Annotated in this window: 21 protein-coding genes; 14 read left to right on the plus strand and 7 right to left on the minus strand. The window is 45.6% G+C overall.

Annotation, left to right across the window (positions count from 1 at the left end; genetic code table 11):
• The first annotated feature begins 12 nt into the window (after positions 1 to 12).
• The 6 genes from mreC (at position 13) to FHS57_RS22180 (ending at position 5,551) form a co-directional block, all read left to right on the plus strand.
• Positions 13 to 861: a rod shape-determining protein MreC gene (gene mreC / locus FHS57_RS22155; protein WP_183977496.1), complete on the plus strand. Its 849-nt coding sequence runs from the start codon at positions 13 to 15 to the stop codon at positions 859 to 861.
• A complete protein-coding gene (locus FHS57_RS22160; RefSeq protein WP_028523754.1) occupies positions 858 to 1,361 on the plus strand; it encodes a hypothetical protein in 504 nt (167 codons plus the stop codon). Before mreC ends, FHS57_RS22160 begins: the two co-directional genes overlap by 4 nt.
• A 216-nt stretch (positions 1,362 to 1,577) precedes the next feature.
• Positions 1,578 to 2,207 carry a sigma-70 family RNA polymerase sigma factor gene (locus tag FHS57_RS22165; RefSeq protein ID WP_183977498.1) on the plus strand — a complete coding sequence of 210 codons (630 nt, stop codon included), beginning with the start codon at positions 1,578 to 1,580 and terminating at the stop codon, positions 2,205 to 2,207.
• Positions 2,208 to 2,497: 290 nt separating this feature from the next.
• Positions 2,498 to 2,773, plus strand: a complete 276-nt coding sequence (locus FHS57_RS22170) for a hypothetical protein (protein ID WP_221225696.1) — start codon at positions 2,498 to 2,500, stop codon at positions 2,771 to 2,773.
• Between the two features lie 6 nt (positions 2,774 to 2,779).
• Positions 2,780 to 3,346 carry a guanylate kinase gene (gmk, locus tag FHS57_RS22175; protein ID WP_183977500.1) on the plus strand — a complete coding sequence of 189 codons (567 nt, stop codon included), beginning with the start codon at positions 2,780 to 2,782 and terminating at the stop codon, positions 3,344 to 3,346.
• Positions 3,347 to 3,349: 3 nt separating this feature from the next.
• Entirely contained in the window at positions 3,350 to 5,551 is a 2,202-nt protein-coding gene (locus FHS57_RS22180; protein ID WP_183977502.1) for a B12-binding domain-containing radical SAM protein, read from the plus strand.
• A gap of 6 nt (positions 5,552 to 5,557) precedes the next feature.
• On the opposite strand, the gene FHS57_RS22185 is transcribed toward FHS57_RS22180, so the two are convergent.
• On the minus strand, positions 5,558 to 6,481 hold the full coding sequence (locus FHS57_RS22185) for an AEC family transporter (protein WP_183977504.1): 924 nt from the start codon (positions 6,479 to 6,481) through the stop codon (positions 5,558 to 5,560).
• A gap of 333 nt (positions 6,482 to 6,814) precedes the next feature.
• Between FHS57_RS22185 and FHS57_RS22190 the strand changes: the two genes are divergently transcribed.
• From FHS57_RS22190 to FHS57_RS22225, 8 genes are all read left to right on the plus strand, one after another.
• Positions 6,815 to 7,168: a cupin domain-containing protein gene (locus FHS57_RS22190; RefSeq protein WP_229601419.1), complete on the plus strand. Its 354-nt coding sequence runs from the start codon at positions 6,815 to 6,817 to the stop codon at positions 7,166 to 7,168.
• A 67-nt stretch (positions 7,169 to 7,235) separates the two neighbouring features.
• Positions 7,236 to 9,149, plus strand: a complete 1,914-nt coding sequence (locus tag FHS57_RS22195; RefSeq protein ID WP_183977506.1) for a glycoside hydrolase family 88 protein — start codon at positions 7,236 to 7,238, stop codon at positions 9,147 to 9,149.
• Positions 9,150 to 9,152: 3 nt separating this feature from the next.
• Positions 9,153 to 10,700: a tagaturonate reductase gene (locus tag FHS57_RS22200; protein WP_183977507.1), complete on the plus strand. Its 1,548-nt coding sequence runs from the start codon at positions 9,153 to 9,155 to the stop codon at positions 10,698 to 10,700.
• Positions 10,701 to 10,721: 21 nt separating this feature from the next.
• A complete protein-coding gene (gene uxaC, locus FHS57_RS22205) occupies positions 10,722 to 12,131 on the plus strand; it encodes a glucuronate isomerase (RefSeq protein WP_183977508.1) in 1,410 nt (469 codons plus the stop codon).
• A 101-nt stretch (positions 12,132 to 12,232) separates the two neighbouring features.
• Positions 12,233 to 13,282 (plus strand): sugar kinase, encoded by a 1,050-nt coding sequence (locus FHS57_RS22210; RefSeq protein ID WP_229601420.1) that lies wholly within the window; start codon positions 12,233 to 12,235, stop codon positions 13,280 to 13,282.
• 390 nt (positions 13,283 to 13,672) lie between these two features.
• On the plus strand, positions 13,673 to 14,338 hold the full coding sequence (locus FHS57_RS22215; protein ID WP_183977510.1) for a bifunctional 4-hydroxy-2-oxoglutarate aldolase/2-dehydro-3-deoxy-phosphogluconate aldolase: 666 nt from the start codon (positions 13,673 to 13,675) through the stop codon (positions 14,336 to 14,338).
• A 55-nt stretch (positions 14,339 to 14,393) separates the two neighbouring features.
• A complete protein-coding gene (locus FHS57_RS22220) occupies positions 14,394 to 15,695 on the plus strand; it encodes an MFS transporter (protein ID WP_183977512.1) in 1,302 nt (433 codons plus the stop codon).
• The gene (locus FHS57_RS22225; protein WP_310587014.1) at positions 15,695 to 16,123 is read left to right on the plus strand and encodes a nuclear transport factor 2 family protein; all 429 of its coding nucleotides are present in this window, start codon (positions 15,695 to 15,697) and stop codon (positions 16,121 to 16,123) included. The genes FHS57_RS22220 and FHS57_RS22225 overlap by 1 nt, the downstream gene beginning before the upstream one ends.
• Before the next feature lie 75 nt (positions 16,124 to 16,198).
• On the opposite strand, the gene FHS57_RS22230 is transcribed toward FHS57_RS22225, so the two are convergent.
• The 6 genes from FHS57_RS22230 to FHS57_RS22255 all read right to left on the minus strand — a co-directional run bounded on the left by FHS57_RS22230 (position 16,199) and on the right by FHS57_RS22255 (position 21,515).
• Positions 16,199 to 16,831 carry a carbohydrate-binding family 9-like protein gene (locus tag FHS57_RS22230; RefSeq protein WP_229601421.1) on the minus strand — a complete coding sequence of 211 codons (633 nt, stop codon included), beginning with the start codon at positions 16,829 to 16,831 and terminating at the stop codon, positions 16,199 to 16,201.
• A gap of 36 nt (positions 16,832 to 16,867) precedes the next feature.
• Positions 16,868 to 18,124, minus strand: a complete 1,257-nt coding sequence (locus tag FHS57_RS22235) for a DUF2264 domain-containing protein (RefSeq protein WP_183977516.1) — start codon at positions 18,122 to 18,124, stop codon at positions 16,868 to 16,870.
• 15 nt (positions 18,125 to 18,139) lie between these two features.
• Positions 18,140 to 18,427 (minus strand): type II toxin-antitoxin system RelE/ParE family toxin, encoded by a 288-nt coding sequence (locus FHS57_RS22240; protein ID WP_183977518.1) that lies wholly within the window; start codon positions 18,425 to 18,427, stop codon positions 18,140 to 18,142.
• Positions 18,412 to 18,678, minus strand: coding sequence for a hypothetical protein (locus tag FHS57_RS22245; RefSeq protein WP_221225697.1), 267 nt, complete (start codon positions 18,676 to 18,678; stop codon positions 18,412 to 18,414). The genes FHS57_RS22240 and FHS57_RS22245 overlap by 16 nt, the downstream gene beginning before the upstream one ends.
• A gap of 39 nt (positions 18,679 to 18,717) precedes the next feature.
• On the minus strand, positions 18,718 to 19,833 hold the full coding sequence (locus FHS57_RS22250; protein ID WP_183977522.1) for a lactonase family protein: 1,116 nt from the start codon (positions 19,831 to 19,833) through the stop codon (positions 18,718 to 18,720).
• Positions 19,834 to 19,913: 80 nt separating this feature from the next.
• Positions 19,914 to 21,515: an MGH1-like glycoside hydrolase domain-containing protein gene (locus FHS57_RS22255; protein ID WP_183977524.1), complete on the minus strand. Its 1,602-nt coding sequence runs from the start codon at positions 21,513 to 21,515 to the stop codon at positions 19,914 to 19,916.
• Between the last annotated feature and the right edge of the window lie 37 nt (positions 21,516 to 21,552).

Consider the following 21,552-nt stretch of genomic DNA (forward strand, 5'->3'; position numbering starts at 1 on the left):
TGTACTAAAAAAATGCTCCAACTATTTGAGTTTATTGGGCGTAACCGCAATTTTATCCTCTTTGTGTTGTTAGAGGTGTTTAGCTTTTGGTTGCTTGTCAATAACAACAACTACTGGAGTGTTGAGTACTTTAATACAGCTAATACCCTGAGTGCCAGAAGCCTTGAATTGTCTAACGCAGCGCGCGAATACACCAATTTACGGAATGTGAACGCAGCTTTGGCCGAAGAAAACCGTCGCCTCAACGAGCTGATTACCAAGCTTCAACAGCAAAAACCCGCCAATGCCCCCGTAGGCTATCAAGCAGACTCTGCCTTTGCCAATCGGTATAAATTTGTGACGATTGCCAAAGTAATTGAACACAGTACACACCGAGCTGACAATTACTTGACCATCGACAAAGGCTATGCCGACGGCATCAAAGAAGGCATGGGCGTAGTATCGGCGACAGGCGTCGTGGGTAAGGTCAAGATTTGCAACAAAAAATTCTCAGTCATCACGTCCATTCTGCACTCGCAGTTTATGGTTTCTACCAAGCTGCTCCGCAGTGGTGACCAAGGAACGGCCAAGTGGGAAAATAATACCACCCCTTCCCTCATTCAGCTGAAGGACATTTCTCGTTATACTACAATCATGAAGGGCGATACAGCCGTAACTTCTGACCAAAACATTGTTTTTCCACCTGGAATCGCCGTTGGTATTGTAAAATCGTTTCGTGTAGCGCCTGACCAAGCATTTTTTGACATCGACCTCAAACTTTCTACCGACTTTTCGAAGATTTCGTACGTGTATTTGGTAGAAAACAAATTATTGGAACAACAACAGTCGCTTCAAGAAAGCCTCACTCCAAAACGCAAATGAACCCAACCGAAATCATTCGCACTGTCGTCAGATGGCTCGTGTACGTGTTGCTCCACATTTTTGTTGCACGTCACTTGGTGCTGTTCGACTATGCGTTCTGTTTTATTTACGTAGGCGCTATTTTATTCTTACCGATTGAAATCAACCTCACTGCGTTATTGTTCATTGGTTTTTTTACGGGGGTTATTATCGACACCTTCGACAACACCCTGGGGCTGCATACCTCAGCCTCCGTACTAATCGCCTATCTTCGTCCTATTATTATTAAATATCAGCTTGGGCAAAAGCTTACAGAAGGCCGCCTTCAGCTATCCATTAAAGAGTTGGGCTTCCCCACTTTCTTGTCGTACATCCTGATGCTGATTTCGATTCACCACATGGTGTTGTTTTTGGTTGAAGCAGGTAGCCTCCGTTTATTCCCCTATACCTTCTTAAAAATCGTGTGTAGCCTTGTGTTTACCACAATGACGATTATTCTAACGCGCCTTTTTTCTCGTTAACCTTCGCTTATTTTTCACTGACATTTTGTCCCACTTTTCATTTTCCAAAACCATTGGAATAGTTTTTGACGTATATTAGTACGAACTAATCTGGGAACATTTATCAACAATTAATCACAAAAAAATAACCTTTCATGGATTGTTTTTGTTGATTGAAGAAAGATGATTTGCGGAGAAGGGTGATGGTTTGTTAAAATTCGTAAATTTACGGCAGCCATGTCAGTCATTATGTCAGAAGAAATCGAAGAAATACCTTTAGCCGCCTCCGAAACGTCGTACAGCGACACAGAGCGCAACGACATCTTCAACCGCGAGTTTATGCCCCACATAAACTCCATGTACAACTTTGCCTTTAGGCTAACCATGGACGAGGACGATGCCAACGACCTTGTCCAAGATACCTATTTAAAAGCTTTCCGTTTTATTTCTTCCTTCGAGCGGGGAACTAATGCCAAAGCGTGGTTGTTCAGAATCCTGAAAAACAGTTTTATCAACGACTACCGTAAGCGTAGTAAGGAACCTTCTAAAGTCGATTACCAAGAAGTAGAGACTACCTACAACTCGGAAGAAGCCGCAGAAGTTGACCATACGACCGACTTGCGCGTCGAGACTGTCCAAGACATGATTGGCGACGAAGTGGCTACGGCCCTTAATTCGTTGCCCGTCGATTTTCGTACGGTTATTATCCTTTGTGACATCGAAGGGTTTACCTACGAAGAGATGGCTAAGATTCTGGATATTCCAATTGGTACAGTTCGTTCTCGTCTGCACCGTGCTCGGAATCTCCTCAAAGACAAACTCAGAACGTATGCCGCTTCAATGGGCTACGATACTGACGAAGAGTAGCAATCATAACCACCCTTTTCTTGCGGGCTAACGCGCAGAAAAAATCACCAAAAGCAGACACCCAAAATGTTTGCTCATAAACATTTGTGTTGTTGGTGAACGATTTGCTTGGTTAAATTGGTTTAGTTTGAATAACAGGGAGATTAGAAAATAAAAAGTCGTTTACACTGCCCAACAGGAAGCTCAGAAGTATTCGTGAACTTTTTCTTTGAAGAATTCCTTTTTATAATAAATAACAAAAAAACAGAAAGATTCAAAGAATTCATTGAACCTTTACAATAGTATTGGATATGCAATCGTCACCTTCTGCCACAGAGAACACGAAGTATCAGAAAGAGTACTGCGAGCACCACGCAGAGTGTCTGAAAAAGATTCAGGCGGTCTTAGATGGAGGAGCAACCGAGGACGAGAAGGATCACTTCCGAAAGAACATGGACCACTGCTTGCATTGCATCAAAATGTATCACCTCGAAAAGTGCGTCAAAGAATCTCTTCAATCGAAAATTGATAAACGCCTTTGCCCCGACAATCTCGTCGCTACAATCAAAGCCAAACTCAATATATAATACGCTTTGGAAGGAAAACTCATCATCTTCTCCGCCCCGTCTGGTTCTGGTAAAACCACTATCGTTAGACACCTTCTTACTAAGTACAACAACTTAGGCTTTTCTATTTCGGCCTGCACCCGCGACCGCCGTGGCCGCAACGAAGTGGATGGCAAAGACTATTACTTTCTTACGCCCGACGATTTTAAGAAAAGAATTGACAACAACGAGTTTGTTGAATGGGAAGAAGTATATCCTGGAGGCTACTACGGTACGTTAAAATCAGAAATCGAACGCTTGTGGGCCAGCGGCAAACACGTCGTTTTTGACGTTGACGTAAAAGGTGGGCTCAAGCTAAAAGAGTATTTCCAAGAGCGGGCATTGGCCATCTTTGTGAAAGCTCCCAGCGAAGAAGCAATCAAAGAACGCCTCATGTCACGCGGGACAGAAACCGAAGACAGCTTGTCTAAACGACTCTTCAAGGTAAAATTTGAAATGTCATTCCAAGATAAATTTGACGTTATTCTGGTCAATGATGATTTAGAAACTGCGCTTGCCAAAGCCGAAGAATTGGTCGAAGACTTTACAAAATAGCAGTTGCAAAAGGTTTTACTACTCACTCCGCCTTTCACTCAGCTGAATACCCCCTACCCTGCTACGGCTTACATCAAGGGGTTTCTGAACACGCTGGGCGTTGTTTCTCACCAAGCCGATTTGGGGATTGAAGTCATTTTGAAGCTATTTTCGGCCCAAGGGCTTACCCAACTCTTCGATGCCCTCGAAAAAGCCGAGCATGACATAGAGCTTACCGAAAACGCGTTTCGTGTCTATCACCTTCGCGACGAATACATCGCGACCATTGAACCCGTCATTTCTTTTCTACAAAATAAAAATCCCACCCTCGCCCACAGCATCTGCGACCGCACCTATTTGCCCGAAGCATCCCGCTTCAAAGACGTGGAAGACCTCGATTGGGCGTTTGGAACCATGGGTACGCAGGATAAAGCCCGCCATTTGGCAACTCTCTACTTGGAAGATTTGGGCGATTTTCTGCAAGAAGCCATCGACCCTCATTTTGGATTTAGCCGCTACGCCGAACGCTTAGGACGCACTGCTACGCATTTTGACGAACTCTTGGCCGAACTTCAAAAGCCTGATACGCTTATTACCGTTTTTCTCCATGAGTTATTGGAACAAAAAATGGGGGCATTCCAGCCTACCGTCGTTTGTTTGAGTGTGCCTTTTCCAGGCAATTTGTTTGGAGCACTAAAATGTGGTCAGTACCTCAAAAAACACTATCCTGACGTAAAAATCGTGATGGGAGGTGGCTTTTGTAATACCGAACTGCGCTCACTTTCGGACCCGCGCGTATTTGATTACCTTGACTTTGTATGCCTCGACGACGGCGAGGCTCCTCTGCGCACATTGCTCCAATACCTAGAAGAAAAACGCTCTTTGTCTTCGCTCAAACGGACGTTTGCGCGTACCGACAACCAAGTCGTTTATTACAACGGTGCTTCGGAAAAAGACGTAGCGCAACGAGACACGGGGACGCCCGATTATTCCGACTTATGTTTATTGGACTACCTTTCGGTTATCGAAATTGTCAATCCAATGCACCGCCTTTGGAGCGATGGGCGCTGGAACAAACTGACCCTTGCCCACGGCTGCTACTGGGGAAAATGTTCTTTCTGTGACATTTCGCTGGATTATATCAAAAACTATGAACCTCTCACGGCCGCGCTGATTTGCGACCGAATCGAAGAGATTATTGCCAAAACCCAGCAAAATGGCTTTCATTTTGTGGACGAGGCCGCGCCGCCCGCTTTGCTTCGCGACGTAGCGATTGAAATCATCCGCCGCAAGCTAACCGTCGTTTGGTGGACCAATATTCGTTTTGAAAAAAACTTCACCCACGATTTATCTTTATTACTCAAAGCCTCAGGCTGCATTGCCATGTCGGGCGGATTAGAAGTCGCTTCTGACCGCTTGTTGGCGATGATGAAAAAAGGGGTAACTGTAGGACAAGTAGCACGCGTAGCCGATGGGTTTACCCAAGCGGGCATCATGGTTCACGCCTATTTGATGTACGGATTTCCGACACAAACGGCTCAAGAAACCATTGATTCGCTCGAAATGGTGCGTCAATTGTTCGAAAACGGCGTTCTCCAATCAGGTTTTTGGCACCGTTTTGCCATGACTTCCCACAGCCCCGTGGGTTTGGCGCCCGACGCTTTCGACGTGCAGCGCATTGGGCCTAGCTTCGGAGGTTTTGCCGATAATGATTTGTACCACGACGACCCCAAAGGTGCCAACCACGATTTGTACAGCGAAGGGCTTCGTAAGTCACTCTTTAATTACATGCACGGAGTAGGTTTTGATATTCCTCTTTCAAAATGGTTTGATTCAAAAGTACCTACGACGACCATTCCATCGAATTACATTCAGCGGCAAATGGCGCAAAATGAAGATAGCGTCCGTAAAAATGCGTTTGTGATTTGGCTTGGGAAGCTCCCTAATGTGGAGTATTTTGAGGTAAAACAAGGAAAAAAAGTAATCGAATTGGCCGAACTCCATTTTTACGATAAAAAACACGATTGGAGCATTCAACTTCCTGCCCAACAAGCACATTTTTGGGAAGGGTTGTTTCCAAAAATCGCGATTCACCTTTTTGAACAACCACTTGCTTTCCAACAATTACAAACGGAGTTTGAAGCAGCCCAATTGGGAAGTTTTAGCGCTTTCGCCAAAACGCCAACGTGGAAAAAACTTCGTGAAAATGGGTTGCTGATTTTATAGGAGACGCTAGGCTAAATGCAATCCTACCACAAGCCCCCACATCAATAGAAAGCTAATAATCAAAGACACATTGACCAATACCCCCGCGATTCGAGAATCGTAATTGAGTTCGTCCGCAAAGGGAAGAATCGTCATTCCAATTGGCAGAATTACGCAGACAATCAGCACATTACGAAACATGGAAGGCTCAGGAACAAACGTGTAAAGCAACACCACCGCCAATAGCCCACAGCCATACCGAATAGCTAGAACCTTTGCCACCGCCCATACTTGGCTCTTTTCGAGGGCAAAACTCATGTAAATCCCCATCAGTAAAAGCACCAACGGCTTGTTGGCTTTGGCCAGTACGTCCAAAAAATCGTAGGCAACGGTCGGAAGTTCGATGTCGAGCGCGTTGATAGTTAGGCCAATAAACATGGCTTGTAGCGGCGGCAATTGGAGTACTTTTCGCAGCACTTTTTTAAATTCTACGGAAGCTCCTTCTTCTTTTACCGCAAAATAACTCCCCACCGAATAAACCAATCCGAAGGTAATGATGGTATTACCAATGTCGAACATCGCGACGTAAACCAGTCCTTCTCTACCCCAAATTCCCTCAATAATAGGAAAGGCAAACAAACCTACATTGAGCCCCCCGCAGGCCATGGTCAGCATTCCTCTCAGGCGGTCGGAATAACCCGAAAACCAAAACCAGCCAATAAGTGTCATTATTGACCCCAAAGCAATGCAAAGCAAAGGGCTAAAAAACAAGGCGGGTTTAAAATCAATGCGAATCGTGCTGACAATCATCAACGCAGGGAACGTCGTGTGCATCAGAAATTTAGAGATTGATTTTCCGTCTTTTTCGGTCACAAAATCAAATTTTTTAATCAAAAAACCCATTGTGGCAATGCCAAGGGTAATGAGAAAAACACTGTTGGTCTGATTCATGGGAGGTGAGTTGAAGAGAGAATGCGAAGCACTACAAATGCAAAACTACAAAAGTGCGTTGGAAGGACGACCAAAAACTTTGAAAAGTCTAATTTTTAGGCCAATATTTTATGCGTAGTTTTTATTGAAGCAAAGCGTCAATAAATGGCGTTTTCTTGCCTGATTACAATCTATTTTTTGTTAAGTACAATTTTGCAAACGTTATCGGTAACGATTGCGTAAAAATATCGGCGCAAATCGTTGATTTACTCCATAATTAAAAATAAACTCAATCCTACCAAACTACAACCTTGGTAGTCAAAGCCAACACATTCATAGCTAAAAAATACAATTTTGAACTCTTCTATTCATCCTGCATTCGAGAAAGCCTTGGTAGCCGACGGTGACATCCCTTGGGAAAAAGTTGACGATAAAATCCAACGGAAGATTATGTCCTTCTCCAACGAATTAATGTTGGTTAAAGTAGCCTTTTTACAGGGAGGAATAGGTACTATGCACAAGCATCCTCATTTACAAATTAGCTACGTCGCCAGTGGGGCCTTTGAGGTGACGATTGGAGACGAAAGTCGTTTGCTTCAAGCAGGAGATGTCTATTTTGTACCTTCCAATGTATTGCATGGCGCGGTATGTCACGAAGAAGGTGTACTCATCGACGTATTTAACCCACTCCGCGAAGATTTTTTGTAGCCTAAGGTACAGGAAAGCAGTACCACAAACAGTCATTACTTTTAGCCTCCATTTTTTAACTATCAATATGAAACGCGTTCTTCTACATCTCATCGTAGGTATGTTGGTAGCCTACACAGCTACCGCCCAAAAAGCCCCCTATTCGGTACGCATGGCTGAGTCGTTTATGACTTGGCACAAAGACTCCATCGCGGTCAAAGAAAACAAACCTGCCAGTTGGGATTATGAGCAGGGCTTGATGTGCAAAGCCATTGAAAAAGTATGGAATCGGACAGGAAACGGCAAATATTTCGAGTACGTGCGCCGCGACATGGATCGCTATGTTCAAAAAGACGGCTCCATCCGCACGTACAAATACGACGATTTTAACCTTGATAATATACCTACGGGTCGGGCTTTGTTGACCTTGTACCAACAAACCCAACCCGACAAAGACAAATACCGCAAAGCCGCCGATTTGCTTTGGAAGCAAATTGAGAACCAACCCCAAACCAAAGAAGGTGGATTTTGGCACAAAAAGCGTTACCCTTACCAAATGTGGCTCGACGGCCTCTTCATGGCCGAGCCTTTTGCTGCTGAGTACAGCCTTATTTTTAACCATCCTGAGCATTTCGACCACATTGCCAAACAGTTTGCCCTCATCGAAAAATACGCCGTTGACCCCAAAACGGGCTTGGTTTACCACGCGTACGACGAAAGTAAAGAGCAAAAATGGGCAGACCCCAAAACGGGTCTTTCGCCTCACTTTTGGAGCAGAGCGATTGGCTGGTACGCCATGGCATTGGTCGATGTCTTAGATTATATGCCCGCCAACCATCCTGAACACGCCAATCTTATCAAATACCTTCAGCGCCTTGCCCCTGCATTGGTAAAATACCAAGACGCCAAGTCGGGCGTGTGGTACCAAATGACTACCCAAGGAACGCGCAAAGGAAACTACTTTGAAGCATCGGCTTCGTGTATGTTTGTGTATGCCCTCGCCAAAGGCGTACGGATGGGGTATTTGCCTGCCACTTACCTTGCTTCGGCCAAAAAAGGATACGCGGGTATTTTGAAGGAATTTGTGGAAGAAGAAGCCAATGGCACCATCAGCCTTAACAAAACGGTGAGCGTGGGTGGCCTCGGAGGCTCTCCTTACCGCGATGGCACTTACGAATATTACTTGAGCGAGCCAATCCGCAAAAACGACCTCAAAGGTGTGGGGCCGTTTATTTTTGCCAGCGTAGAAATGGAAATTGCAGCAGAAAACAGCCTCGGAAAAGGCAAAGTGGTAGCTGCTGATTATTATTTTAATCATGAATTCAGAAGAGACCACAATGGCAACCAAGAGCAATTTCACTACACGTGGGAAGACCGCCAACATTCAGGTTTTTGGCTTTGGGGAACTATTTTTCGGGATTTAGGGGCCAAAACCACCAGCATTACAGCCGCCCCAACCGCTGCTAACCTCAAAAATGTCAACGTCTATATCATCGTTGACCCCGACACCAAGAAAGAAACTGCTGCCCCAAATTTTGTCCAAGAGGGCGACATCAAAGCCATCAGCGCTTGGGTAAAAGCAGGCGGAACGCTTGTGCTGATGTCTAATGACACATCCAACTGCGAACATCCTCACTTCAACCGTTTGGCCAAAGAATTTGGGCTCCAGTTTTTATCCAAAAACGTCAACATGGTACAAGGACAGCAGTGGGAACAAGGACGCGTGGACATTCCAGTGGGGAATGCAGTGTTCAAAAACACCAAAGCCGTTTACATCAAAGAGTTGTCTCCGTTGGAAGTAAAAGCCCCTGCGCAAGCACTCGTCACGCAAAAAGGCGACGTCATCATGGCCGTATCGAAAGTCGGTAAAGGGACGGTTTTTGCCGTGGGTGACCCTTGGCTTTACAACGAATATACCGACGGCCGCCGCATTCCGATGACCTACGAAAATTTTTCGGCCGCCAAAGACTTAGCATCGTGGTTATTGAACCCAAAAAAATAAAAAATGAGCTATCTATCTATAAACAAACTACCTCAACTTCGCCAACATCCTAACTTGGTGGTACCTGAGGCATCGTTATTCGACCTTCCCGAAAAAGTTTTACAATTTGGAACGGGGGTATTACTGCGAGGCTTACCCGATTACTTGATTGACAAAGCCAATCGCCAAGGCGTATTCAATGGCCGCATTGTAGTAGTAAAATCGACTGACTCGGGCGATTCGGCTGCTTTCGACGAGCAAGATGGTTTATATACGCTTTGTGTTCGCGGGATTGAAAACAACGAACTCGTCGAAGAAAACATCATCTGCTCGGCCATCAGCCGCGTGCTTTCGGCCAAGTCGCAGTGGGAGGCTATTCTTGAGTGCGCCAAAAATCCTGAACTACAGATTATTCTTTCCAATACCACTGAGGTCGGAATTCAATTGGTTCAAGACGATATTTCAGACACACCTCCTACTTCGTTTCCTGGCAAATTGTTGGCCTTTCTTTACGCTCGTTTCAAAGCGTTTGGGGGAAGCCAAGAATCAGGTTTGGTGATTGTTCCGACCGAATTGATTCCTGATAATGGCACCAAATTGGAGTCGATTGTGATTGAACTGGCTCACCGCAATGGCCTAGAGTCGGGCTTCTTTGATTGGCTCGAAAGTGCCAATCACTTTTGCAACTCGCTCGTTGACCGTATCGTCCCTGGCAAACCCGACGCCGATACGTGCCAAGCGTTGTACGATGAACTAGGTTACGAAGATAAGTTACTGACGTTGAGCGAAGTATTTCGTTTGTGGGCGATTGAAGGCGATGAACACGTCAAACAAGTACTCTCGTTTGCCACCACCGACGACGGTATTTTTATTGAACCCGATATTAACTTGTTTCGTGAACTCAAGCTTCGCTTGCTCAACGGCACGCATACACTTAGCTGCGGTTTAGCCTACCTTGCAGGTTATGACACGGTTATCAGCGCCATGCAAGACGAAATTATGGCTTCCTTCATCGGCAATTTAATGTTGGCCGAATTGGGCTTGGCCATTCCGTACCCGATGGACGACAAACGTCCGCAGCGATTTGGAATGCAAGTGATTGACCGTTTCCGCAACCCACACCTCAATCACCAGTGGCTTAGCATCACGCTGAACTACACCTCCAAAATGAAAATGCGAAACGTGGCGACGTTGCTGCGTTATTACGAAATCTTTGACTGCGTTCCTCAATATTTCTCTTTAGGGTTTGCTGCTTACTTGTATTTTATGAAGCCCGTTGCCAAAGAAGGTTTTGTGTATTTCGGTGAACGTAACGGTGTTCCTTACCCCATTCAAGACGAAAAAGCCGAGTATTTCTACCAAAAATGGCAGCAATACGATACCGCAGAGCTAGTTGAAAAAGTGCTACAAGACAAAACTCTTTGGGACACAGACTTGTCGCTTTTACCTGGTTTTACGCAAAGTATCATAGATAACTTAGAAAATATGCTCGAAAATGGGGTAAAACAATCCCTCGAAAGCTTTTTTCTAAGACATCCCTCTCAGGTAGCCGAAACGAACGAGATTCTCTAAATTTAATCCTCATTTACTGACATGTTGGTAACTAAGACATTTCTTGACGAAGATTTTTTACTCCAAACCGATAGCGCACGCACACTCTACCACGAGTTTGCGAAGCAAATGCCTATCATTGATTACCATAACCACCTTCCTCCTGACCAAATCGTAGCCGACAAAACGTTTGAGAACCTGACGCAAATTTGGTTGTACGGCGACCACTACAAATGGAGGGCGATGCGTACCAATGGTATCAATGAAAACTATTGTACGGGCGCTGCCACCGATTACGAAAAGTTTGAAAAATGGGCCGAAACCGTGCCTTATACCCTTCGTAACCCACTATACCACTGGACGCACCTTGAGTTGCAGCGTTATTTCGACGTTCACGAAGTTTTAAGCCCCAAAAGCGCCCGTCGTATCTATGACGAATGTTCGGAGAAACTGCGCACCCCTGATTATTCGGTGCGTAACTTGCTCCGCAAAATGAACGTAGAAGTGGTATGTACCACCGACGACCCACTCGATACGTTAGAATACCACCAACAATTAGCTACAGAAGGGACGTTTGAAGTTCAAATGCGTCCTGCTTTTCGGCCTGATAAATTTATCTTAATTGGCAACGCCAACTTTGCTACGTATCTCCAAAAATTAGGCACTATCGTTGGTTTTGAAATCAATCGTTACGACGACCTTACCAAGGCGCTCCGTGCACGCGCCGATTTCTTTGCTTCTTTGGGCTGTAAATTGTCTGACCACGGCCTAGAGCAAATCTACGCCGCCGACTTTACTCCAGAAGCAGCCGATAGCATTTTGCAAAAAGCACTTGCAGGACAGACGCTGTCTCAAAACGACATCTTGGTGTACCAATCCGCCATTTTGCACTTCTTGGGCACCATGTACCACGAACTTGGCTGGACACAGCAGTTCCACTTGGGAGCGCTCCGCAACAACAACGCCCGCGCTTTACGTCTTCTAGGCCCTGATACAGGCTGGGATTCGATTGGTGACTGGTCGCAAGCAATGGCATTGTCGAAATTCTTGGGACGTTTGGACGAATACGACCAATTGGCAAAAACCATTATTTATAACCTCAACCCTGCCGACAACGAAGTGATTGCCACCATGATTGGCAACTTCAACGACGGGTCGATTGCGGGTAAGGTTCAGTTTGGGTCGGGATGGTGGTTTTTAGACCAAAAAGACGGCATGGAAAAGCAAATTACGGCTTTGTCGAACATGGGCTTGTTGAGCCGTTTTGTAGGTATGCTCACCGATTCTCGCTCGTTCTTGTCGTTCCCTCGTCACGAGTATTTCCGTCGTATTTTGTGTAATATGTTCGGGAATGACATCGAAAACGGCGAAATCCCCAGCGATATGGAGTGGGTTGGCCAAGTGGTTCAGAACATTTGTTACAACAACGCAAAACAATACTTTGGATTTTAGAACCTTTTTTTCTCAACCACTAAGGCACTAAGATTCATTAAGTTTTCATTTTTCGTACAGGCGGTTGCTCACAACCGCCTATGTACTAAAAGTATAGCACTATGGACATCAAAAATAACGTAGGATTGGGGACTATTTGCTGCTTTGGGGAAGTTCTCCTTCGCTTTTCGCCTCAGTTCAACGGAGAATGGATTAAGCAAGCAAACATGCCTGTGTTTGTGGGAGGAGCCGAGCTCAATGTGGCCAATGCCCTTGCTAATTGGAACATTCCTGTTCGGTACAGTACCATCATGCCTGAAAACCAACTTTCGGTCGAAATCAAAGAATATTTGACCCAAAAAGGCATTGATACCGCAGGTATTCGCCATTTTGGAAGCCGAATTGGGGCGTATTACCTTCCTCAAGGCGCTGACCTCAAAAACGCAGGCGTGATTTACGACCGCGCGTTTTCGTCGTTTTCCGAACTTGCCGTAGGGAAAGTCAACTGGGAAGAAGTGTTGGAAGGTTGCTCTTGGTTTCATTTTAGTGCCATTAGCCCCGCCCTCAACCAAGACGTAGCCGATGCCTGTAAAGAAGCCTTAGAAGTTGCTTCCCGCAAAGGCTTGACCATTTCGGTGGACCTCAATTACCGTGCGAAATTGTGGCAATACGGCAAAAAACCCGTTGAAATCATGCCCGAGCTGGTCAAGTATTGTGATGTTATCATGGGCAATATTTGGGCGGCCAATACGCTTTTGGGCATTCCTGTCGATAAAACGGTGGAAGAAGTTCATACCCAAGAAAGGTACCTAGCGCACAGCATTACCACTGCCGAGGCTCTTCAAGCGGCTTACCCCAAATGCAAAGCGGTAGCGCATACGTTCCGTTTTGACGCGTTTGGACAAGGCATTGAGTATTACACCACTCTCTACAAAGACGGGCAGCAGTACGTTTCCCCTGAATTCACGACCGAAAAAGTAGTCGATAAAGTCGGCAGCGGTGACTGTTTTATGGGTGGACTCATTTACGGATTAAGCCAACATCACGCTCCGCAAGACATTATTGATTTTGCAGCGGCAGCTGCTTTTGGCAAACTGCAAGAATACGGCGACGCCACTCAACAACGCGTAGAGGATGTGCAAGAAACCCTCCAAAGTTTGTTAAGCAACTAAGATAAGACGTTCCAAGTTTACAGTTCTATTAAACATAAAACTCAGGTTAAACGCATTAAAATAAAATGTGACTATTTATTGCTCCAGAGGAGCCAAATCTTCGTAGAAAGAAATAATTATTCTCCCCTAAAGCCCCGTCGGGGTGACCTCTTTCACCGAACGTCAGCTGCCCCGATGGGGCTTTAGGGAGGGGGGTTGTTTACTTTTTCTACAAAGGTTTTGCCTCTCCGAGGCTGTTTTTTTAAATGCGTTTAACCTGCCTAAAACTTGGAACGTTTAAAAAACTTGAAAATTCGGCAATTAAACACCTTATCTTTTGTAAGTACCTGATAATCAACACAAAATTTATAATTTTCAAATTAGCACATTTTCAAATTAAAAAATGTCATTATGGCCTTTGAACCACAAAAAGTCTATCAAACCTTAGCCAACGCCCCAATTGTCCCCGTGTTTTACCATGCCGATGCCGACCTTACCTGCCAAATCATCAAGGCGTGTTACGAGGGCGGAATTCGGGCGTTTGAGTTCACCAATCGTGGCGACAAAGCCAAAGAAGTTTTCAAAGTATTGCGCCAATACATAAGTACAAACTACCCAGAAATGGCTTTAGGTATTGGAACGATTTTCAACGGACAGCAAGCCGAAGAGTTCATTGCAGCGGGTGCCGACTTTTTGGTACAACCCGTTACGTCTCCCGATGTTGCCGAGGTTTGTAAAGCACATAACATTGCTTGGATGCCAGGTGCGATGACCATCTCAGAGGTGTATAACGCCACCGTACTAGGCGCTGAAATCGTGAAGATTTTCCCTGGCAATGTGGTTGGGTCTGGCTTTGTGAAAGCGCTTAAAGGCCCCATGCCTGCCACCAAAGTAATGGTAACGGGAGGTGTAGAACCCACGCCAGAAAGCCTCAAAGAATGGTTTGGAGCAGGGGTAAGCGCCGTGGGAATCGGCTCGCAGCTTTTTCCAAAAAATGTCGTCGAAGCAGGCAATTTCGAAGAAATTACTCAAAAGATAAGTGCTCTAATTAGTTATTACCAAACCCTTACAAAGTAGAAGGTTACTCCTAAACAACCTTCTACATTACAAGGATTAAAACCCTTCTACCTAAATGGAAAAAATCGGTAATTATCGCTGGACGATTTGTGGTCTGGTGTTTTTTGCAACTACCATTAACTACCTTGACAGGCAGGTTATTAGCCTTCTAAAATCCACCCTTTCTGAAGAACTCAATTGGAACGATGGTGACTATGCCAACATTGAGATTGCATTTAAACTATTTTATGCTTTCGGGATGCTTGGTGCAGGACGTTTAGTGGATAAGTTGGGTACCAAAATCGGTTATGCAGTGGCGACTACGCTGTGGAGCCTCGCAGCAGTAGCCCATGCTTTGGTCAATACGGTTTTCGGGTTTGCAGTCGTGCGCTCGGCGTTGGGTATTACCGAAGCGGGCAACTTCCCAGCTGCGATTAAAACCGTAGCAGAGTGGTTTCCTAAAAAAGAACGCGCTTTTGCCACGGGAATTTTCAACTCAGGCACCAATTTTGGAGCGATTGTAGCCCCGCTTTCTGTGCCATTTATCGCGGCTGAAATGGGCTGGCAATGGGCTTTTATTATTACAGGGATGTTGGGTTTTATATGGCTGGTTCTTTGGCTAATGTTTTACGAAACGCCAAGTAAAAGCCCCAAACTCTCTAAAGCCGAATACGATTACATTCACTCTGACGCGGCGGAGGTATTGGCCGATAAAAATGACGTACATAAACCACAAGTTCCTTGGACAAAGCTGTTGAGTTTTAAACAAACATGGGCTTTTGCACTTGGTAAACTCCTCACTGACCCTATTTGGTGGTTTTACTTGTTTTGGTTGCCCGATTTTCTCCAAAGCCAATACAAACTCACAGGCACTGAAATCGCGATTCCTGTGGCGTTGGTTTATACGTTATCCACGATTGGAAGCGTAGGTGGAGGTTATGTGCCTATGTATCTCATCAAGATGGGCTGGCCTGTCTTTAAAGCCCGTAAAACGTCGATGTTGGTTTACGCACTTTGCGTGTCACCTATCGTTTTTGCTCAAATTTTGGGTGGTATAAACATGTGGTTGGCCGTTTTAGTCATTGGTTTTGCGGCGGCGGCTCACCAAGCATGGAGTGCCAATATTTTCACGACAGTTTCTGATATGTTTCCCAAATACACCACAGCCTCCGTCACTGGAATCGGCGGTATGTTTGGCGCGTTGGGAGGTATTTTGCTTTCACTGTTGGTTCAGAAAAACATGTTTGTCTATTACCGTTCTATTAATCAAATCGAAACGGCGTATTACATCATGTTTTTTGTATGCGGAGCAGCCTATGTTTTGGCCTGGGTGGTTATGCACTTCTTAGTACCAAAAATGAAACCCGTTGAATTATAATGATGAAAAAGATAGTCTTAGTACTTTTTCTTAGCGTTTGCTCGTGGGCAGCGCAAGCACAGTCGAAAGATGAAGTAGCGGTAGCCAACGCCGTTGAAGCGCTCAAAAAAGCGATGATAGACGCTGATAAAACAGTCCTCGAAAACCTTGCTGCTGACGGCCTTAGCTACGGGCATTCAAGTGGAAAAGTGGAAGACAAAGCGGAGTTTGTTCGCGCTATTGTCAGCGGAGAATCTGATTTTGTTACTATTGATTTGACCGAACAAACCATCAAAATTGTGGGCACCAATGCCATCGTTCGCCACAAGCTTTCTGCCAAAACCAACAACAAAGGGCAAGCAGGAACCGCTAATATTGCGATTCTGCTCGTTTGGCAAAAACAAAAAGGACAGTGGAAAATGTTAGCGCGCCAAGCGGTGAAGATTTAATAAGTGGGTCGGGTTGCCCAACCTCCCGAAAGTTCAAAACTTTCGGGAGGTTCGTTTTTTCGGGAGGTTCTTTTTTTATTTCAAATGTAATGTCCCAAAAGAATCAGGACGGTGGAATCGTGGGGTTGCTCCGCTCATGGTTGGACTCCAACACAAAAAAGCACAATCGGCAGGGCTACATTTCCAATCAGTAGTTGAATGTGATTGGAGCGAGACGATGCGGTAAAAATTGAGGCGATAGGTGTCCTTTTTCCCACCCAATAAAGCCCACGGAATCTGCATTTTGCCCGACCACGTATCGCCTGCGGTCTTCACTTCATGTTTTATTCCCGCTTTTTCGTAAGGTACAAACGCCAAATTTTGCGGGGCTTCTTTCGTAGGATTTTCAATCCACCCCACAAAAAGAGCATTATTAGGGTTAATTTCTAATTCCAAATACCGCGTCGGAATGGCTTCGCCTTCGGCTATAAACAACTCAAACACTTCCTGATTCCACATATCGGTATTGTGCCCTCGGTAGCTATTTTCTTTCCAAAAAGGGTTTTGGCCGCACTCAAAATCAATGTACAAATACGTGTCATCGTAACGAAGTTTTACCTCTGTAGGCTGGGGAGCCGTACGGCCATCGGTAGCGTATTTGAATTGCGTTTCGGGCAACGTCAACCATTGCTGGGAAGTTAAGGTAACAGAAGGGTTAGCAAGATTCATGAGGAACAACGATAGTAGAAAACTGTACATAATTGGCTAATAATTAACGGCTCCGTCTTTTTTAAAAGGCTTTCCTGACCACGCTTTCTTCTGCGTCCATTCAGCATCGGCATCGCTCCAAAACGGGTCAGACGCAGGTAAGCCAAGCGGCAAAAATCCCAACGTAGTCAGATACATACTTCCTGAATTGGAATACGAGTCGGCAATCGTGGGCTGATGTCCCGCAAAGCCCAGCGTGAGCCAGCCTTCTTGGTCAAACACCCCTTCTTGCGAAAACATCCGCTTAATAACGGCAGTCAGGGCACAACGCGCTTGAGACGGAGTCACGTTTTCGGGTAACTGATGAATCAATGCGGCATGCGTCAACGACTGAAATGCAGCTACTCGGTACGTAATACTACGGCCAAAGGCAGGAAATGTACCTTCGGGGGAGATTAAACGTTCCAAAAAATCGGCATGACGCTGCATCCGTTTTACGGCAAGGTTAGTACGGTCTTGTAAGGCTTTGTGGTTTCCGTTGGGCGATTGGCGTTTGTTGACTTCCAGCCACGTTTGCAGTACGTCCACCAGCATGGGTTGGATGACAAACGAATTGTAATAATCAATGTGAAACACTTCGCCGTCTTTGAACCAACCATCTCCTACGTACCACTCCTCAATTTTCCGAACGCCAAACTCAATGCGATAACGGTCGGCATTTTCGCCAATCGACAACAGAAAAGCTTCTACAATGGCCGCAAAAAGTACCCAATTATTGTTGGGCGGAACAACTCGTCGTAACAGTGTAAATTCCTCAATCACCCGTTTTTGGGTAGTAGCATCCAGCGGTTTCCAAAGAGCATCGGGCGCTTTGAGAAACGCCTGCGCCAAAAAGGCGGCGTCCACCAGCGTTTGGCCTTCTTTTCGCCACAGCATGTAGTCAGGTGAGTCGGGGTTGACGCTGTTTTCGATGCTTTTGAGGGCGTACTGTTTGAGCTTTTTGCGTAATACTCCTTCTTCGGTATCGTCGTCGGGCAAGGCCAACCAAGGTGCCACGCCCACGATGGTACGGCCAAAAGCCTCCAAGTACGCGACTTTGGCATTGCGGTTGTCCCAGGTGGGGCTGAACTCCACTTTCCAGTTTTTGACCAGCGTGTGTTGGCTCAAATTTCTCAGGACGGGTTCGGCGATTTTGTAAAGTAGCTTGGCCCAATACAGGCGCACGTTTTCGGTAGCGGGTTGCAATGGCTTTTGCCAATTCAGCACACCCCACCCCAAGGCTGCGTTGGTATGGAGAAAATTTCTTCGGTTCATTGGTAGGGATAAAAATTAGCGTTTGCGCCTTGAATCAACAATGTTCAGCACATGAATAATTTGTTGTTCTTCCAAAACGCTGTAATAAACTAAGTAGTGGGGTTTGACTCTAAACTCACGAACGGAGCTTAAAAGTTCGTGTTTTCGGCCAGCGTAAGGCTGCCGTACAAGCATATCAACGGTATCAATTAGAAATTCTGAAAAGTTGTGAGAAGCTTCAAAACCCCATTTATCTAACAGATAGACCAATATTTCCCTAATATCTTCTTGGGAATTGGGCGAATATATTATTTGGAAAGCCATTCGTTTACCTTGTTTCGCAACTCATCACTTCTCACTCCTTCGGCTGGGTTTTGTTGTAACGAAGTGGTCAAAGTTTGTACAAACGCAGGGGCATTACTATCAAAATGAATTTCTCTACTTTGAAAAAAGAAACTGAGATTAGCATACAAATCTTCAATGTCTTGCTCATCGGTTAGCAAGTCAATTTGTTGATGTATTTTTTCTTTTAGCTCAATCACCGACATCGTTTTACTTCTTTTAGTTTTAATCAAAATTAGAGAAAAATGTCAGAAAAGCAAATTTAACCCTTCTTACTCCAGCACTTTCAAACACACAGGCATCGAGACCTTGATTTCTTTGCCAGTGGGTGTCAATTTCCCCGTTTTGGTATCTCGGCTAAAAATCACGACGTTATCCGTGTCTTGATTCGCTACAAGTACCCATTTTCCCGTAGGATCAATCATAAAATTGCGGGGTGTTTTACCGAGTACATCTTGGTTTCCGACGTAGGTAAGCTCACCCGTTTTTGGGGCAATGCTATAAATGACCAAGCTCTCTTGGGCGCGGTTGGAGCCGTACAAAAACTTCCCGTCGGGCGAAACATGAATATCGGCGCACCACATACGCCCCGTGTAGCCACTGGGGAGCGTCGTCACCGTTTGTACGGGGGTTAATTTCCCTTTTTTGTACTCAAAGCGCGTCATTGTTGCGTCCAATTCGTTGATAACATAGGCCCATTTTTCGTTGGGGTGAAACGTAAAGTGGCGTGGCCCAGCCCCAGGCGTGGCCGCCGTAAACGCAGGATTGCCAGGCGTAAGACGTCCTGCTTTTGTATCGAGGGTGTAGGTCATAATCTTGTCCATACCCAAATCAGGCACAAACACATCGACGTTGTTAGGCGCGACATTGATGGAATGGACGTGTGCTTTTTCTTGGCGTGCTTCATTCACGCTTTTGCCTTCGTGCTGAATGGTTTGGGTAGCTACCCCAAGTGAGCCATCGGCCTGAACGGGTAAAATACTCAAACTACCACCGCCGTAGTTTCCCACCATTACCCATTTCCCTTTTTTATCAGTCGCCACGTGACAGGGGCCATTGCCTCCCGCCGATTGGGTATTGATGAACGTCAATGTCCCTGTATTTTTATCGAATGAGTACGAATTTACGGCCCCGCCATTTACTTCCGCCACCGAATACACAAAACGTTTATCGGGCGAAATAGCCAAAAAAGAAGGATTCTTAACTCCTTTGGCAACACTTACGGGGCTAAAATCACCCGTTTCGGTATTGAATTTATAGACATAAATGCCTTCGCTGGTTTTGGTTGTGTAGGTACCGATGAAGAGGTACTTATCGGCGTTTTGTCCCCACGCACAAACATTGAGCATTGCCAGCAGGCCAACCAGTAAGAAATTGCTTCGTTTCATTCCGTCTGTTTTTTATAAAAATAAAAAGCGAACTCAGTAAGAGTCCGCTTTTTAAAGGATTTATATCGATTTTCTTACTTCTACAGCCCTAATTTCAGCTTCATTGGTTGTAGTTTTTTGGCTCGCCCTACTTCTTTTCCGTCCACCAATATGCGGAAACCTTTGCCTTTTTGGTAATGTTTACCCGTTTTGTCCCAAAGCACCGTCACACTTTTTCCGTGGTACAAAACTTTATCCAAACAAAACCAATCCCACTGATTTTGAGGAACTAACGGATGAATTTCCAAAACATCATCGGCGCGAGGTTTGAGTCCTACCAAGTCACTGATAATCAAATCGGCATAGCCTGAGTGGTTGTAAAACTTGCTGCGGGGGTCGTCGCCTTTGAGCCATCGGCCATTTTTCTCGTCTTGGTATTCTCCGAGGTACAACTTACCATTCATTTGGTGCGAACGCGCATAACGGTGAAGCTCATCGTAGAACACCTGCGGCGTCATTCTCCCGTGGTTTTTGTAATTAGTAAGCAAATTTGAAAGTCCTCGTAGCGTTTGGGTCGTGGCAAAAGGCCACACGGGGCCGTCCCACTCACAGCCATGCCCCGAACCGTGCGTCCGAAACAACGGGTGTCGGCGCTCGGCGGTGGTCAATCCCCAAGGGGCCCGAAACCCCGTCGTATCGGTGAGTTGTTCCCACTGTCGGGCGTAGTTTGGAGCATCGTCGGGCAGGTTGAAGTACCACGGGATAAACCCAATGGCTTCGCGGGCTTGGTCGAGGTGGCCGTTTTCGTGTTTTACTTTAAAAAACGACGCTGATTCATCCCACAAGTTTTCGTGAACGAGGCGTTTAAGCGTTTCGGCTTTTTGCTGGTATTTCTGACGAAGCGTATCATTGCCCACAATGGCCGCCATGCGCGATAACGCAAGGGCATTTCCGTACATGTAACTGTTGATGGTCGGACGGATGTTTTTTTCTTTTCGCGAGCCACTTATCGATTCTTCCATCGCGTCACGAACGTCAAATTGCCAAAAAAGCTGCGTTGGAAGCATTTTCTCCGTTTCCCATTTACGGTAATCGGCCTCTAAATCAAGCAGTGTTTTTTGTAAAAAAGTTTTGTCTAAGTTTACCAAATACCGACCATAAACGGCATCGTCCACCCAACTACTGAAGGCATGAAAACGTTGAACGCTATGTTTGGGGTCAACGTACAGCCAAAACGAAATGTAATCGTTGATGTACTGCGGATTGTGCAGCCATCGCCCTTCGTAAATGTGGTGCCCCAAGGCGCTGCTAATGGCGTTGTGCTTACCCGCGTGGTTGACTTTGGTGATAAATTCGGTAAAAATAAAGCCATCAGGCGTTTGTTTGAGGTGCTTTCGGAATGACCACCAACGGTAATTATAAACCGTCCGAATGACCGAATCGGGGCAATCAAACAATGGAACGTTTTTAGAAAGCCATTCAAACGATTGCTCGTTGGTGACGTAGTTTTTGACGGCTTCCTCGTCGATGGAATTAAAATAAGCAATGTCTTTTTTGAGTGCGTCGGTGGTTAAAACCGTTGCCTTTTGCCCGAAACTTTGAAGGAACAAAAGGCAAAAGGCAAGGGGTAAGAGTCGGACCGTCCCACGGCAAATTTGCAAGGGGCAAAAGGCAAAGAGCGTATTATATTTTTTCGTGTACATGGGTTAAATCTTATATTTTGTCATTTTGGCCTTGGAT

Origin of the sequence: Runella defluvii (genome assembly GCF_014195535.1) — a bacterium.
Lineage (GTDB): Bacteria > Bacteroidota > Bacteroidia > Cytophagales > Spirosomataceae > Runella > Runella defluvii.

What these genes read in the sequence shown, in the direction of transcription:
- FHS57_RS22165 (WP_183977498.1), top strand. Translation starts at nt 1,578, where the DNA reads ATGTCAGTCATTATGTCAGAAGAAATCGAAGAAATACCTTTAGCCGCC.
- FHS57_RS22225 (WP_310587014.1), top strand. Translation starts at nt 15,695, where the DNA reads ATGATGAAAAAGATAGTCTTAGTACTTTTTCTTAGCGTTTGCTCGTGG.
- FHS57_RS22230 (WP_229601421.1), bottom strand. Translation starts at nt 16,831, where the DNA reads ATGAATCTTGCTAACCCTTCTGTTACCTTAACTTCCCAGCAATGGTTG.
- FHS57_RS22235 (WP_183977516.1), bottom strand. Translation starts at nt 18,124, where the DNA reads ATGAACCGAAGAAATTTTCTCCATACCAACGCAGCCTTGGGGTGGGGT.
- FHS57_RS22215 (WP_183977510.1), top strand. Translation starts at nt 13,673, where the DNA reads ATGGCCTTTGAACCACAAAAAGTCTATCAAACCTTAGCCAACGCCCCA.
- FHS57_RS22160 (WP_028523754.1), top strand. Translation starts at nt 858, where the DNA reads ATGAACCCAACCGAAATCATTCGCACTGTCGTCAGATGGCTCGTGTAC.
- FHS57_RS22255 (WP_183977524.1), bottom strand. Translation starts at nt 21,515, where the DNA reads ATGTACACGAAAAAATATAATACGCTCTTTGCCTTTTGCCCCTTGCAA.
- FHS57_RS22195 (WP_183977506.1), top strand. Translation starts at nt 7,236, where the DNA reads ATGAAACGCGTTCTTCTACATCTCATCGTAGGTATGTTGGTAGCCTAC.
- FHS57_RS22185 (WP_183977504.1), bottom strand. Translation starts at nt 6,481, where the DNA reads ATGAATCAGACCAACAGTGTTTTTCTCATTACCCTTGGCATTGCCACA.
- mreC (WP_183977496.1), top strand. Translation starts at nt 13, where the DNA reads ATGCTCCAACTATTTGAGTTTATTGGGCGTAACCGCAATTTTATCCTC.
- FHS57_RS22170 (WP_221225696.1), top strand. Translation starts at nt 2,498, where the DNA reads ATGCAATCGTCACCTTCTGCCACAGAGAACACGAAGTATCAGAAAGAG.
- FHS57_RS22210 (WP_229601420.1), top strand. Translation starts at nt 12,233, where the DNA reads ATGGACATCAAAAATAACGTAGGATTGGGGACTATTTGCTGCTTTGGG.
- FHS57_RS22250 (WP_183977522.1), bottom strand. Translation starts at nt 19,833, where the DNA reads ATGAAACGAAGCAATTTCTTACTGGTTGGCCTGCTGGCAATGCTCAAT.
- FHS57_RS22200 (WP_183977507.1), top strand. Translation starts at nt 9,153, where the DNA reads ATGAGCTATCTATCTATAAACAAACTACCTCAACTTCGCCAACATCCT.
- FHS57_RS22240 (WP_183977518.1), bottom strand. Translation starts at nt 18,427, where the DNA reads ATGGCTTTCCAAATAATATATTCGCCCAATTCCCAAGAAGATATTAGG.
- FHS57_RS22220 (WP_183977512.1), top strand. Translation starts at nt 14,394, where the DNA reads ATGGAAAAAATCGGTAATTATCGCTGGACGATTTGTGGTCTGGTGTTT.
- uxaC (WP_183977508.1), top strand. Translation starts at nt 10,722, where the DNA reads ATGTTGGTAACTAAGACATTTCTTGACGAAGATTTTTTACTCCAAACC.